The sequence below is a fragment of the Leptolyngbya sp. FACHB-60 genome (assembly GCF_014695775.1).
Classification (GTDB): domain Bacteria; phylum Cyanobacteriota; class Cyanobacteriia; order Phormidesmidales; family Phormidesmidaceae; genus Nodosilinea.
On record NZ_JACJOX010000051.1, the window covers coordinates 34,636 to 49,052 of the forward strand.

General features: G+C 53.4%; 9 protein-coding genes. 3 read left to right on the plus strand and 6 right to left on the minus strand.

Going from position 1 to position 14,417, the window contains the following annotated elements; genetic code table 11:
* Positions 1 to 5 precede the first annotated feature (5 nt).
* From H6F57_RS20140 to glgX, 3 genes are all read left to right on the plus strand, one after another.
* Entirely contained in the window at positions 6 to 3,707 is a 3,702-nt protein-coding gene (locus tag H6F57_RS20140; protein ID WP_190627428.1) for a leucine-rich repeat domain-containing protein, read from the plus strand.
* A gap of 164 nt (positions 3,708 to 3,871) precedes the next feature.
* The gene (locus H6F57_RS20145; RefSeq protein WP_190627430.1) at positions 3,872 to 4,351 is read left to right on the plus strand and encodes a hypothetical protein; all 480 of its coding nucleotides are present in this window, start codon (positions 3,872 to 3,874) and stop codon (positions 4,349 to 4,351) included.
* A gap of 443 nt (positions 4,352 to 4,794) precedes the next feature.
* Complete coding sequence (glgX, locus tag H6F57_RS20150) at positions 4,795 to 6,924, plus strand: glycogen debranching protein GlgX (RefSeq protein ID WP_190627431.1); 2,130 nt, start codon at positions 4,795 to 4,797, stop codon at positions 6,922 to 6,924.
* A gap of 160 nt (positions 6,925 to 7,084) precedes the next feature.
* Here glgX and H6F57_RS20155 read toward each other — a convergent pair whose 3' ends face one another.
* The 6 genes from H6F57_RS20155 to H6F57_RS20180 form a co-directional block, all read right to left on the minus strand.
* The gene (locus H6F57_RS20155; RefSeq protein WP_190627434.1) at positions 7,085 to 8,173 is read right to left on the minus strand and encodes a DNA topoisomerase IB; all 1,089 of its coding nucleotides are present in this window, start codon (positions 8,171 to 8,173) and stop codon (positions 7,085 to 7,087) included.
* A gap of 242 nt (positions 8,174 to 8,415) precedes the next feature.
* On the minus strand, positions 8,416 to 8,679 hold the full coding sequence (locus H6F57_RS20160) for a hypothetical protein (protein ID WP_190627436.1): 264 nt from the start codon (positions 8,677 to 8,679) through the stop codon (positions 8,416 to 8,418).
* Positions 8,627 to 8,968, minus strand: coding sequence for a hypothetical protein (locus tag H6F57_RS20165; RefSeq protein WP_190795027.1), 342 nt, complete (start codon positions 8,966 to 8,968; stop codon positions 8,627 to 8,629). Before H6F57_RS20165 ends, H6F57_RS20160 begins: the two co-directional genes overlap by 53 nt.
* A gap of 30 nt (positions 8,969 to 8,998) precedes the next feature.
* A complete protein-coding gene (gene mfd, locus H6F57_RS20170) occupies positions 8,999 to 12,502 on the minus strand; it encodes a transcription-repair coupling factor (RefSeq protein ID WP_190627438.1) in 3,504 nt (1,167 codons plus the stop codon).
* Positions 12,503 to 12,837: 335 nt separating this feature from the next.
* Positions 12,838 to 13,524: a phosphoribosyltransferase gene (locus H6F57_RS20175; protein WP_190627440.1), complete on the minus strand. Its 687-nt coding sequence runs from the start codon at positions 13,522 to 13,524 to the stop codon at positions 12,838 to 12,840.
* A gap of 450 nt (positions 13,525 to 13,974) precedes the next feature.
* Positions 13,975 to 14,415 carry a hypothetical protein gene (locus H6F57_RS20180; protein WP_190627442.1) on the minus strand — a complete coding sequence of 147 codons (441 nt, stop codon included), beginning with the start codon at positions 14,413 to 14,415 and terminating at the stop codon, positions 13,975 to 13,977.
* Positions 14,416 to 14,417: the final 2 nt, after the last annotated feature.

Sequence of the window (14,417 nt, forward strand, 5' to 3'; positions counted from 1 at the left end):
AACCGATGACTCGAACTCTGACTTGGCTCCATCTGTCAGACCTACACGCTTGTAAGCCAAAGACGAGATGGGATTCGAAGCGAGTTACTGATACGCTTTGCGCCGATCTGAAAAAGATGCAGGACCAGCAGGGCTTGCGTCCTGATTTGATTTTCTTCACAGGAGATGCCGCCTATGGGCAGGTTGGCAGCGAACGCGGAGAGTTGATTGCTGATCAGTTTCGAGAGGCGCATGACTTTCTAGAGAAGGTTCGTACAGCGTTTAGCCCTGAAGTAGAACAGCGCAATATCTTTCTGGTGCCAGGCAATCACGATGTCAATCGAACTCGAATTGCCAAATTTGAGACTCTTGGTCTGGAGTCGACAGAGTCACTGGATGAGATTGTTAGATTGGTTCAATCAGCGGGTATTGATTGGCAGCGAATTCTAGGGCGACTCGACGACTATGAGCGGTTTCTAGACAACTATGGATATGAGCATTTATTAACCGGACGAAAGCATTTAATTTATGCTGATGCCCGCGAAGTTGCGGGAGTTCGGGTTGGCATTGCTGGATTTAACTCGGCATGGTCGTCAACAGGAGCGGGCCGTTCCGAAAAGGGAAAGCTTTGGATGGCAGGACGCTTCCAGCTTGAGACATTACTTCAAGCAATGCCACCTAATGATTTTGCTATCGCTTTAATGCACCATCCATCTAACTGGTTGGTATCAGAAGAGGATCCTGACTTCGACCGTGACCTAAAACACGAATTTCCATTTGTTTTGCATGGTCATGAACATCAGGATTTTGTCCGTTTAGATGGTTCTACAGGGCATACCATAATTTCAGCTGGTGCCTGTCATGAGTGGTCCGATAGCCCTAGAAATGGTTATAACCTGGTACGACTAAACTTTGATACAGGGGCTGGAGAAGTCTGGTTACGCCAGTATGACAACAAGGGTAAGGGCTGGGTGTCTCGCTGTATCGCTAACCGAACTGATGATTTGGGCTGTTGGTCGCTAAATCATCTCACCCCTTGGATAGCAAAATTGCCGGATACAGAAACCAGCAGCGATCACACTGATACGTCCGATAATCCGAAGACTACTGCTGAGACAACAGATTCGGCAGCAATAATCTTTCCGCAGAAACAGGCTACTGATTATGAAGCGCGGTATCGGCAGGCAGTTGTCAATAGGCTTGACTATATGCAGTTGTTTGGCATCGATGTGCCACGGGAGTCAAAAAAATATTCACTGACAGTAGCCTACGTCTCGCTAAATTTAGCTGAGGAAGATGTCGAGGCGGAGGAGGTAACGGATAAGGAAGAAGATACGAAGCTGGAGCCGACATCAAAATCAGCAGAGGAGGTATTTGAGGACTTAGGTATCGCCACCAATCGATTGCTGATACGAGGTGGAGCAGGCTGCGGTAAAACCACGCTGCTGCGATGGGCTGCTGTACAAGCAGGCAAAGTTAGTAACTGTATAGATAATAGAGATATCAGCCTCAAACAAAATCTAAATCAGCTGGACTTGTATCAAGAATCCGAAGGCACTATTGTCGCTAGAAACTCTGTCATCATGAGTGACTGGCGAGATAAGGTTCCTTTCGTAATTCGCCTGCGAGACTGCCCGAATGGTACATTGCCTCGTCCAGAAGACTTTCCGTTACTACTTGCGAAAGAACTGCCCGATCCGCCTTCAGGTTGGGTCTACGAGTTGCTGAATAATGGTCAATCGCTCATTATGTTTGATGGGATAGATGAAGTACCACCTCTTATGAGGGATGAAGCGCTTCAAGATATTAGTCAATTAATTAAAACTTATCCTGACAACTATTATGTAGTGACTACTCGACCAAATGCAGTTGAGCGGACTGAGTTTTATGAATTAGGCTTTGTATCTGCCCGTGTTGAGCCGATGACATCTGCTGACCGTAATACATTTGTTGATCGGTGGCACGAGGCTATGGAGGTGCAACTTCGAAACTCAAACGAATCAACTGATCTACGACCCTTAGCTAAGCGGCTCAAGCAGCGATTGGATGAAACACCTGCTGTAGCAAGGCTGACGGTGAACCCGCTGTTGTGTGCAGTGGTGTGTGCGCTGCATCTGCAACGGCGAGAAAATCTGCCTGAAACGCCGGTCGATTTATGTGAAAAGCTCTGCGAAATGCTGCTAGACCGGCGGGACAAAGAGCGACTGAAGCTTGATGCACAGAGGGTAATTGATGAAGCCTATGGCAAGATTGATTTTCGGATTCGTAAGGGCTTGCTGTCACAACTGGCTTATCATATGGTGCTCTCTGGTGTATCTGCCATTTCGGAGACGGAAGCTGATGAACAGTTAGCCGAAGCCCTCAAAAGTTATGGTCTGAACGAAGTTGAACCCACCACACTTCGCCGAGCATTAGTTGAGCGCAGCGGCATGTTGCAAGAATCGAGCGAGCAGCGAATTGAATTTTTGCACAACACTCTTAAGGAGTTTCTGGCAGCAGAACGATTTTTCAACATGGGTGAAGTTCAGATAATGGCAAACCACGCTGAAGATCCTGCTTGGCAACCCGTGATTTTATTTGCGGTTGCCCTACCACGAGATGGATCGAGCTTTGCTACTGAGTTAGTGCGAGCCATTCTTGAAAAAACACCACTCGACTCACTAGGTAACAGACGTTCAAAAGAAGCAAAGGCCAAAGCGGCCAAAGTGAGAGCTCGACAATTTCTCTTCTTTCGATGCGTTACCAACACTTATCAACTAAACGACACGGACATTCAGGAGGTGTTTGAGAAATTATCGAAGCAGCTTTTGCCACCTCGAAATAAAACGGATGCAGAGGTACTTGCAACATGTGGTGAAGCAGTCATTCCATACCTAAAGTATCGGAAGAGTTGGAAATCTCAAGAGCGCGCTGCCTGTGTCCGAACACTAAGATTAATTGAAGGACCAAGAGCACTCGCGTGTCTTGAGGCCTACTTTATCGACAACTCAGAAGCGGTCAAGGAGGAACTTCTTCTCGCGTTCAAGGATTGGCAAAAAGTTCCCTATGTTAAGGAATCAGTTGAGCAAATAGGTCAGTTACCCTCTTCAGGTTGGGCTTTAAGGAGGCTCAAAAACTTGAGTCCGCTGGCGAATCTCACTGGCCTCAAATCCCTTGACCTCACCTTTTCGCAGGTGAGCGATGTGAGTGCGTTGGCCAATCTCACCAACCTCACATTCCTTGACCTCACCTTTTCGCAGGTGAGCGATGTGAGTGCATTAGCCAATCTCACCAACCTCGCATTCCTTGACCTCCGCCATACGAAGGTGAGCGATGTGAGTGCGTTGGCCAATCTTACCAACCTCAAATCCCTCAACCTCAGCTATACGAAGGTGAGCGATGTGAGTGCGTTGGCCACTCTTACCAACCTCCCCTCCCTTGACCTCAGCCATACCCAGGTGAGCGATGTGAGTGCGTTGGCCAATCTCACCAACCTCCCCTCCCTTGACCTCAGCCATACCCAGGTGAGCGATGTGAGTGCGCTGGCCAATTTCACCAACCTCCCCTCCCTTGACCTCAGTCATACGAAGGTAAGCGATGTGAATGCATTGGCCAATCTCACCAACCTCAAATCCCTCAACCTCGAACCTGACAATATAAATGGAATTGATAAACTCAGAGCTGCTGTTCCCAATTGCCGAATAAACGCCCAAGTTTCATTAGGGGATCTGTTCGCAGAGTTGTGGTGAGTTTACCCTCAGCTTAATGGCTGAATTGCTTCAGCATAAGGGTATCCCTCGCTCTCCCCTACCGATCGCAGGGAATGTTTCACCTATGACCGAGCAAACCATTCAAACGTTCTGTCCGGTTAGGCCACCATAATCCGCATCTTTAAAGAAGGAAAATTCAGGGTATGCCTTACGACAACATCAGTGCCAGCATTTCGGACCCAGCCATGGCCGAGATCAAAGGGGCGATCGCCGTCATTCAAAACAATCTGCCCTTTCTCATCAACCTCACCCCCGACGAACGCCGCAAGCGCATCAAAATGGGCGACAAAAGCCTCGCCTTTGTCCGCAACAGCGTCACCGCCACCCAAAACAATCCCGACATTGTCCCCGGCAAGTTTGACATAGCCGAGCTTAACCGCGACTACCAACTCACCGTCGCCCTCAGCGAAGTGCTGGGCCTGCTAGAGCAGCTCACCGAAACCGTCGATGACACCCTGCTTGCCGTTGGCAGCGAATCGATGACCGGTAGCCTGCTGGTCTACGACTACGTCAAAACCGCCGCCCGCCACTCCCCCGGCCTCAAGAGCGTGGCCGATCAGCTAGGCGAACGCTTCAAAGCCATGGGCAAACGCCGCTCCAAAGCCAGTGACATAGCCGCCTAATTACAACCTAGGGGCAACCTGTTGACCTAAAAAATACATGAGGGGGATGGCCGATTTGAGTTGGCCATCCCCCTTTCAGTAATGGTTTCATCGCTACTAGGGATCCCTTGCAGTAGTGCGGTGGGTGGCGATCGCGAGTTTTCGGTCTTTCCCTAGATAGATTCTGAATAGAAAAGATTTTGCTAAGGTCTGATAATCTTCGGACACAGTTAAAAAGCCGACACAAAACGGCCTTGACTCTCTCGAATAGTAGTGAGGAAGGGTCGCTTTGTTTTGCTCAGAAACCTGCGTCTTAAGACATTCCCTGATTTGCACTCGGCTTAGTGTTCTGACTACGGTTGCCCAGGTTTGTTCCTAGGGCTGTTTGCTTTTAGCTGACAACTTTAGAAAAACTTGTGTAGCCGATCGCCTTTTGTCCATCTATACCCAAGCCCTTCACTCATATGCATGTTGCAGTTTGGCCCGGTGATGTCTATCCTCTGGGTGCCCATTGGGACCGCAAAGGCACCAACTTCGCGTTATTTTCTGAGCATGCAACCGCAGTTGAGCTTTGCCTTTTCGATAAAGACGGCAGAGAAACCCGCATTCCCCTGACTGAAGTCAGCAATTTTGTTTGGCACGGCTACCTGCCTGGCATCGGCCCCGGCCAAGAGTATGGCTACCGAGTGCATGGCCCCTACGCCCCTCACGAAGGGCACCGCTTCAACCCCAATAAATTGCTGATCGACCCCTACGCCAAGGCCATTTCGGGGGAAGTGGGGAGCGGGCCTGAGATCTTTGGCTACGACTGGGAAAGCCCCGACGAAGACCTCTCCTTTTCCGATCTCGACAGCGCCGCCCTAATGCCCAAGTCTGTCGTCATCGACGAAACCTTTGACTGGGAAGACGACACCCTGCTGCGCACCCCCTGGCACGAGACCATTATCTACGAAGTGCATGTCAAAGGGTTTACCAAGCAGCATCCCGACATTCCAAAAGAGCTGCGGGGCACCTACGCTGGCATGGCTCACCCCGTTGCCATCGAGCACCTGCAACGACTGGGCATCAGTGCCGTAGAGCTAATGCCGATTCACCACTATCTCTCTTGCCCCGGCCACCTGGTCGACAAGGGGCTCAAAAACTACTGGGGCTACGACTCGATTAACTTCTTTGCTCCCTTCTCGGGCTATAGCTCTAGCGGCGTGCTGGGCGAGCAGGTTAACGAGTTTAAGGAGATGGTGAAAGCCCTGCACCAAGCAGGTATCGAGGTCATTCTCGACGTGGTGTACAACCACACGGGCGAAGGCAACCACATGGGGCCAACCCTATCGCTACGGGGAGTAGACAACGTCAGCTACTACCGCCTGATGGAAGATGACCCGCGCTACTACATGGATTTCACCGGCTGCGGCAACTCGTTGCACATGCGCAGCCCCCAGGTGCTAAAGCTAATCATGGATAGCCTGCGCTTTTGGGTGGGCGAAATGCATGTCGACGGCTTTCGCTTTGACCTGGCGTCGGCCCTGGCACGCGAACTGTACGACGTTGACCGCCTGTCAGCCTTCTTCGACCTGATTCACCAAGACCCTCTGCTAGCGGGGGTGAAGCTCATTGCTGAACCCTGGGATGTGGGCATGGGCGGCTACCAAGTGGGCAACTTTCCGGTTAACTGGTCAGAGTGGAACGGCATCTACCGCGACACCGTGCGCGATTTTTGGCGTGGCCAGGATGAAACCCTGGGGGAGTTTGCCTATCGCCTCACCGGCAGCCCTGACCTCTATTTTCAGATGAATGGACGGCAGCCCAATGCCAGCATTAACTTCATCACCGCCCATGACGGATTTACGCTCAACGACCTGGTGAGCTACAACGACAAACACAACGAAGCCAACGGCGAAAACAGTCAGGATGGGGAAAGCAACAATTCTTCCTGGAACTGCGGCGTAGAAGGGCTCACCGACGACCCTGAGGTCTTGCAGCTGCGAGAGCAGCAGCGCCGCAACTTTTTGACGACCCTAATGCTGTCACAGGGGGTGCCCATGCTGCTAGGGGGCGACGAAATTGGCCGCACCCAGGGGGGCAACAACAACGGCTACTGCCAGGATAATGAGGTTTCCTGGTTCGACTGGAACCTGCCCCAGGGCAATGAAGACCTAATCAATTTTTGCCGAGAGCTAATCTTCTTTCGGCGGCAGCACCCGGTGTTTCGTCGCCGCAAGTGGTTTCAGGGCCAGCCCATTCACGGCACTGGGGTAACCGATATTAGCTGGCACAGCCCCGATGGCACTGAGATGAGCCAAGAGCAGTGGGAAATTGGCTACATTAAGTCGATCGCAGTTTTCCTCAACGGCGACAAGATCCCCAGCCCTGGCAAACAGGGAGAACGGATTAGCGACAATGACTTTTTGATGTTTTTTAATGCCCATTACGAGACGATCGATTTTAAGCTAGCTGAGCTATTTCAACCCTATGAGTGGTCGGTGGTAATTGACACGACGGAGCCTCGATTTGTTACTGAGAAGCGTCTCGTTACGGGTGATGAAAGTCTTCCGGTGGTGGCGCGATCGCTCATGATTTTGCAGCGGGTAATTTAGTTTCACTCATAGCACCACCCATCTCCGTAAAACAGGTTATAAAAATACGCTTTCTCCCCTTGATCAAGGGGAGAAAGCGCTAACTGTTGTTGACAGGATTTAGAGTTCGAGTTTGCTCAGCGACATCGAGTAGAGCAGCTAAATCCTGGTTCCTGACAACTTATTTTTGTTGTTGGGGATAACTGAGCACCGCAACTAAAGCCTTTTCTTCAGTGGTTAAATCCAGATCGCTGGGGGCCTGTTCTGCCCCTTGCCAGACTTCTAGCAGCCAGCCGGCTTCGTAGGCCTGGGTCACGGTGGGGTGTACGTAAAACTTGCGGCAGGTGGCAACCCGATTGCCCAGGTGCTGCGCCGCCCCTTTAATGGCCTCGCGAATGTTGGCCTGAGCCTGGGTTTTTGAGGTGGGTTCCCCTAGTTCGTTGAGAATTTGGGCTGTGTAGACGGTGCCAGCCCAGGTGCGAAAGTCTTTGGAGGTGAAGTCTTCGCCAGTAATGGTTTGCAGATAGCGGTTGACATCGTCGGAATCGATCGCGTGATGTTGCCCCTCGTCATCCAAATACTGAAACAGCTGTTGACCGGGGAGGTCTTGGCAAAGCTTGATCGCTCGGGCCAAGCGGCGATCGCTCAGTTCAATCTCGTGCTCTACACCACTTTTGCCCACGAAGTGAAAGCGAATTTTGCTCGTTCCTACCTCCACATGCTGTTCCTGTAGGGTAGTTAGCCCAAAGGACTGGTTTTGCTCTCGGTACTCGTCGTTGCCGATGCGAATCACGGTAGCATCGAGCAGCCGCACGACAACCGCCAGCAGCTTTTCTCGGGGTAGACCCCGCAGGCGAAGATCGCGATCAGTGACCTCGCGAATCAGGGGGCGGGCATAGGCAAAGGGAATCAGCCGGTCAAACTTGGTCTGGTTGCGAACCGTCCGCCAGTTGGGATGGTAGCGGTACTGCTTGCGACCTTTGCCGTCGCGGCCGGTAGCCAGCAGATGACCGTCGGGAGAGGGGCAGATCCACACCGTTTCCCACGCGGGGGGAATCACTAGAGCCTTGATTCGTTTCAGCTGGTCGGGGTCTGAGATGCGATCGCCCCTCTCGTCAAAGTAGATGAACCCCTTGCCGCTGCGCCGCCGCCCCCAACCGGGGCGATCGTCGCAGACGTAGCGCAACCCAGCAGCCCGAGCTGACTGAGCCGGTTCCTCAATTGTGACTGAGGGGGCACTAGTTATAAGCTGAGGCAAAACTTTAGCCATTTACATTTTAAGTCGAGCAAACCAGGACATTGCCCAACAGCGATGCACGCACTGGTCTGGTAATTTCTCTAGCTTAGGAAGGCCCAAAGTCTGCTGGCTCTAGCCTAGGTAGAGTTATACGGGAGGATAATCGTCGATTAGCAGCAAGGAGGAACCGAGGTTCTCGCTGGAGTTCAAATATTGAAATCACTCACAGCAGAGAAACAGCTCCTTTAATAGTAGGAGAAACATCAATTTCTCTATCAATCTGAGGAGGAAAGCCGTCCTTCAATGGGCTCATATTCGTCTTCTAGCAGCCAGGTTTGAGCCTCGTCGTAGGTGGCGCTGCTAAATACAATCTTGTAGCCATCAGATGGATCGTGTACGAGGCAACTGCCAGAGGGCTCACCTATTAACAACAAGAGGTAGGGCGGAGACAGCAAGGGGTCGATCCACACTTCAACGAAATCCCAGTCAGTCTTGGCTGGGTCGTGTGCGGGGGATGACGTGGTATCGATCTTCTGCATCAATTTTTACCTCTCCATAAAATAACGGAGTGCTTAAACCATCTTTGGGGTTGATGCGATAACCAATGGCTTCGGCAAAAAACAAGCCGTAACGCTCATACCCTCGAATGCTGCCTGTAAACTCGCCCCTAGCAATAATGGCTTGGGCAACCCTCTCCATTGTGGCTGCATTCTTAAAAATATGAGCAGCCCTGCCTCGTCGGAGTAGTCGCTGCACCTGAGGCGTATTGGGCAAATGCTTGGCGACGTGTCTGGTATCGAGAGTAATCTCACGTTCAATACCACTCATGCATAGCTCATGCGAAATGTACCAACGACCTTACCCCAACACTGGCTCTGGCATTGCCCCCTGCAAATACCCCAACCATTCGGTCAGGCTCTCAAGCTGCTTTTCGGGTTTGAGCACGCCCAAGCCACGCACCACGACCTTGCCGCCGCTGTAGACAAAGCGCGTTTTCAGGTGGCTGGGCAGATTCTCGCTGATCTTCTTCCAGGCGGGCTCTTCCATTGGGGTTTCCATCACCACGTGCTGCTTGCCCTCGGGCTTGATGCGCGAGAAACCGGCGTGCTTGGCCACCAGCTTGAGTTGCAGCATGCGCACGAGTTGCTCGGTGGCGTAGGGGATGGGGCCATAGCGATCGCTCAAATCCGCCGCAATTTGCATTAGCTCGACCTTGCTGTTGGCCGAGGCCAGGGAGCGGTAGGCTCCCATCTTTTGCTCCAGGTCGGGGATGTAGTCGTTGGGCACAAAGGCGGTGACGTTGAGATCCACCTGAGTGTCCTCCACCTTGGGAATGTCTTGACCACGAATTTCGGCGATTTCTTCTTCGAGCATATCCATGTAGAGGTCGAAGCCAATCGCATCCATCTGCCCCGACTGCTCGGCCCCCAGCAGGTTGCCGACGCCGCGGATTTCCATGTCGCGCATGGCCAGCTGATAGCCCGAGCCGAGTTGGGTAAATTCTTGGATGGCGCGCAGGCGCTGGCGGGCTTTGTCGGTGAGAGACTTTTTGGGGTAAAACAGCCAGGCGTGAGCCTGAATGCCCGCCCGTCCGACTCTTCCCCGCAGCTGGTAGAGCTGAGAGAGGCCAAAACGGTGGGCATCTTCGATCAGAATGGTGTTGACCCGAGGGATATCCAGCCCCGACTCGATGATGGTGGTGCAGAGCAGCACTTCGGCGTCGCCGTTGCTGAAGGTGAGCATGGTCGATTCCAGCTCGCCTTCGTCCATCTGGCCGTGGGCGATCGCAATTCTCGCCGCTGGCACCATCTCGCGAATTTTGGCAGAAACCTCCTCAATGCCCTCAACCCGAGGCACCACGTAGAACACTTGGCCACCCCGATCCAATTCTTGGCGAATGGCAGTGCGGATCGCTTCGGGATCGTGGGGCGACAGGTGGGTTTTAATCGGGCGACGCGACGGCGGCGGCGTGGTGATTAGACTCATTTCGCGCACGCCGGAGAGGGCCATGTAGAGGGTGCGGGGGATCGGGGTAGCGCTGAGGGTGAGCACATCCACCTGGGTTTTGAGGGATTTAATTCGCTCTTTTTGATTGACGCCAAAGCGCTGTTCTTCATCGACCACCAGCAGCCCCAGGCTTTTGAAGGCAACCCCTTTGCCAAGCAGTTGGTGGGTGCCCACTACCACGTCGAGTTCGCCGGTCTTTAGCCGTTGCAGAATGTCTTTTTTCTCGGTCAGGCTGCGGAAGCGGTTGAGCAGCCCCACCTGGATCGGGTAGGGAGCGAAGCGCTCTTTGAGGGTGTGGTAGTGCTGCTGGGTGAGGATGGTGGTGGGAGCCAGCAGCGCTACCTGCTGCCCGGCGGTGACGGCTTTGAAGATGGCGCGCAGGGCAACTTCGGTTTTGCCAAAGCCGACATCGCCGCAGACTAGGCGATCCATGGGGCGATCGCTCTCCATGTCGCGCTTGACATCTTGCACCGCCTTGAGCTGGTCGGGGGTAGCTTGGTAGGGAAAGGAGTCTTCGAGTTCCTGCTGCCAAGGCATGTCGGCGGGGTAAGAAAAGCCCTCCATCTTGGCCCGCTGGGCGTAGAGCCTGAGCAGATCTACCGCCACTTTTTGGATGGCTTTTTTGGCCCGGCCCTTGGTTTTTTCCCAGGCGGTGCTGGTCATTTTGTTGAGCACCGGGGCCTGGCTGCTGGCCGCCCGGTAGCGGGAGAGGGAGCCCACTTGGTCAGCGGCCACCCGTAGCAGCCCGTCGGCGTACTGAATTACTAGGTAGTCGCGGGTTTCATTGTTGAGCACCAGGCTTTCGAGCTTGATGAATTTGCCGATGCCGTGGCTGCGGTGAACGACAAAATCCCCCGGCTTCATCTTGTTGGGGTCGACCTGTTTGGAGGCAGCCCGCCGCCGCTTGCGCACGTAGCCCCCGGTAGCGAGGGTGTGCTGACCAAAGAATTCGCGGTCTGTCACCACCACGATGCGGAAGGTGGGCAACACAAAACCTTCTAATTCCGCCAATCCTGAATACTTGACCGCCACAGGGACATGCTGGGTATGCAGCTTGTCGATCGCATTGAAATCTTTGGGGTTAGGAATGAACTGGGCCGGGCAGTCATGCTCTTGCAGCAGAGACACCGAGCGCGAGGGCTGGGCCGAGGCCAGCCAAACCGAGTACTTGCGATCGCACTCCTTGCGAATCGTCTCGGCTAGCTTGCCAAACTGGTGCGGAATCGCCTGCACCGGACGACTCGATAGGTTTAGGCCACTGTTGGCCTCAGCAATTTCAGATAGATCAATGCGAGGGAACACCTCAGCATCGCTGAGGGTGTCGAGAAAGGCGCGGTGGATCTTGGGCAATTGAACCGCCGTCTCTCCCTCTGCCGGGCTGGTGCTATTGACTTCGTTCCAGTGGTCCTCGACATGCTCGAGCCAGCGATCGCTGTGGGCCTGGCACTGATCTACCTCATCCACCGCCATCAGGGTGTTTTCGGGCAGGTAGTCTAACAGAGAGGCAGGTTGGGAAAACGCTAGCCCCAGCCAGCGGCGGGTGCCTTCGGGCAGAATGCCGCTTTCTAGCCCTTCTTGAGCGGCTTCAGAAAGCAGTCCTTCCAGCTTGCCCTGCGATCGCAAATGCTCAATGATCACCGGGCCATACTGGGTAGGGGTGAGCACCAAGTGGTCAATGGCGTCTAAGGATCTTTGGGTGGCGGGGTCAAATTCTCGCAGGCGCTCCAGCTCATCGCCAAACAGTTCTAGCCGCACCGGCAGCTCTGACGCCACCGGATATACGTCGATGATGTCGCCCCGCTGCGCCCACTGGCCCTCGGTTTCAACCACCGTGACGCGCTCGTAGCCGAGGGCAGCCAACCGCTGTCCCAAAGCCTTGAAGTTGATTTCCTGCTTTAGCTCCAGCCGCAGGCAGTAAGGCTCTAGGGCTGAGACCGGCGGTAGGTGAGGTTGTAATGCCCGTTCGGTCGCGACCACCGCCAGCTTGCGCAATGGCGATGCTTCCCCAGCAGCCCGCAGGGCTAACAGCTCTGCCAAGACCTGCAGCTGCCCCCAGGTCATTTCTGACTCTTGGTCAAAGGGGTCGTAGGGGGAGGCTTCGGAGGTGGGGTAAAAGTGCACAGTGTCCCAGCCCATGGCTTCGAGCTGGGTGGCCCAGCGTCCGGCTTCTTCTAGCGTGGCGGTAATGACCAACAAGGGGCGCTGCTGAGCTAGGGCCAGAGCTGAGGATACAAGCCCCTTGGGCAATCGAGCCACGCCGTTGAGCACCAGCTGGCCCTGCTGGTCGAGCTTAGTTAGCAGTTCCCTAGCTAAAGGGGAGCGTTGCAGAGCACGGGTAATGGAAGAAAAGGCCATAGGACGCGCGACAGGGCAAAATTAGAAGCACAAAACCCCCTCAACTTTGCAGCAGAGGGCATGGACAATCGGCCTTAGAGAGCCAGCCTCACGTTACTTATTTTAATAATGGCCAAGCCATTATGACAGCTTTATGGAACGCTACTGAGCTAAAAGAAACGTTTCTGACTCAAACACCCAAGAGCTGATCATGGGAGTTGCCACCAGCGGTTGAGCCCGCTTAGCCCAAAAGTAACAGCCAACAAATTCTATGTTTAGGGCGACAGATAAATGTCAAGCGCGCCCTAACTGAGGGAACTGCTGCTCTGGCACTATGAGGGGTTCGCCAAGGCAGATCAATGAGAGCGGTGGGGGTATTGAGGACAGCTGGCGGTCTCTCGGAAACGGTGTTTGGCCTGATGCAGAAGCGATCGCACCTCGTCGTCAGAGGTTTGAGCAAATTCTTCGTACCAAAGCCCTACCGCATAGAACGGTTGAGGAGTCTCGGCACAGATGATGCGGTCAACGACAGTTCCGACCCAGTTGCAAGCCTCACGGTCAGCCACCGGAACGGCTACGATCAATTGCTTAGGACGCTGCTGCTTAACGGCTTCAATAGCAACCTGAATTGTCGCCCCGGTGGCTAGACCATCGTCAACCAAAATAACGGTGCGATCGCGCAGATCCAGAGGAGCAAGATTGTCTCGATACGCTTTCTCTCGCCGCCGCAGTTCCTCTTGTTCGTGCTGCACCACGACATCAATTGCTTCAGGCGAAATAGCCAGCCGCTGGATTAGATCTTGATTAAAATATATAAAGTTTCCCGAGGCGATCGACCCCATAGCGGTCTCTCTAAACCCCGGTATACCCAGCTTTCGCACAACCAGTACATCTAGGGGAGCCTCAAGGGCATTGGCAATTTGGGCTGCAACCGGTACGCCACCTCGGGGTAGCGCAATGACGATTACACCAGGCCGATTGGCGTAGGACTGCAACAGATTGGCCAATCGTTGCCCAGCATCAACTCTATTTTGAAAAAGCATGGCTTTGAACTCAATAAAGTATGACCAGATAACTGGGATACACAACGTCTGGTTGGTCAGGTATTTACTTGATTTAATGCCATATTTATTCACTCTTTAGTAACTTTTGGACTGGCGAAAAAATAGGCTTTTAGCGCTAATACTAAAAATTTGATTCCATGAATAAATGGTATGGCGCTCAGTTAGCAGCAGCTTCTTTCATTAGATGTATTTCTTAAGAAAAAAGCCGAGCAATATTTTGCCACTCAAAGGAGCGATTGCCAGCAGTAATTAAGCAAGTTGGCAAACCTTAGAAATGTCTCAATTTTTATGAAGATGCGTTAAGCTAGCGCGCTAACGCATTGGCCTAGACTTGGCGGTGTGTCAGGCTTACAGCTCAACACACCGTGCGACAGCGTTGCTTTAGGTTGACCTGCGTTCTCATCCGTTCAGGTGGCTAAAACTCAGGCGTCAGTCGGTGTAGATGCGCTCTACCGAGAAGCTGTCGATAGTATCTTCAAAACGGTTAAAGGTAACGCGCATTTCGTCGTAGGCTCGGGCAGTAGAGATGCCCCCCGGCGTAGGGCACTGCACCTGCAATAACGTTTGGAATGACTCGTACGTTGCGTGGGTGTACAACGTCTTTTCGCAGAGGGGGCTGATAAAGCCTTCAATGGCAAGCTGGTTGAGTGCTGCTACCCCCATGGGGCTTTGCAGCACAAAGCGCCAAATTAGTGCTTCATCGGCTGCGTTGGCGGGTCGCCACACCCCAGACAAAGCCGATGCTTCCGCCGTTTGGGCCAGGCTCGGTTTGGCCTGGGTGACCATCGAAATGCCGGCCCCACCGGCAACCAGTAGACCGAAGCCAGCAGCTAGCCCAAACCACCGCGATAATCCTGTCTGTGTCTTCATGG